The following is an 842-nucleotide window of genomic DNA, read 5'->3' on the forward strand; positions in this document are numbered from 1 at the left end:
CCACCGGCATTCATCCAGCCCTGGCGAAGCTGAGCTTCTTCATTCTGGCGTTGCGCAGCACGACTACTCATTGCCCCACCGTCCTTCAGCGCACGGGTTTTCTCGCCGATCTGTGTAACATATTTCTGGGATGTGTCCTGCAGGCGGTTTAGTCGCTCCTGGGCTACGATCTGATCGCCGAGTTTTGCATTCATCTCCGCGCGGGAAAGCACCTCGCTTTTGCTGGCAAGCAGGGATTTTTCCTCAGCAGAGAGCGTCCTGGTCTTCGCTGCGGCTTCCAGCACGACAAAGCGGGACTGCTGACGCCACAGCTCCTGACGCTGCTGACTGATAGTGTCATTTATCCCCTTATGCTCCTGCAAGGTACGTAACTGCGCCTCCAGCTCCATCGTCTGGGCGCTGGCGGTGTCTGTCGCACGAGCACCGGCAGGTGTTCTGACTGCGGGGGTTTTCTTCGGCTTTTTAAGGGTGTCTTCGTACTCTTTTTTCGCAGCAGCAAGGTTGATGTTGTAGTCAGCCTGGAGGATCCGACCAGCTTTCAGCGCCTTGTTGAGTTCGTTCTGCCTGGCCGTGTATTTTTCCAGAGCAGTCTGGCTTTTTGCATAGTTCGCCTGTGCCTGCGCGGCGTACTTCTGACGGTCAGACTCAATGGACGCTTCTTTTGCAGCGCTCTCTTCTTTATCCTTCTCTATTCCGGCCTGCCGCTTTGCATTTTCAAGTGCCAGCCTGGCCTGTTCCCGATCATTCCAGAAAAGGTCACGAGCTTTGGAATTGACATAGCCATCGTTTTTACGCAGGTTCCAGATTTCATCGGCCTTTTTGAACGCGGCTTCGGCTTTCGC

The 842-nt window shown here is 54.9% G+C and carries 1 pseudogene; it reads right to left on the reverse strand.

Features of this window, described 5'->3' with window-relative positions:
* A pseudogene (locus ACJ9N4_RS20895) lies at positions 1-842 on the reverse strand (phage tail tape measure protein); the annotation flags it as partial.

Origin of the sequence: Enterobacter sp. LM3 (genome assembly GCF_046622475.1) — a bacterium.
Classification (GTDB): Bacteria; Pseudomonadota; Gammaproteobacteria; order Enterobacterales; family Enterobacteriaceae; genus Enterobacter; species Enterobacter cloacae_P.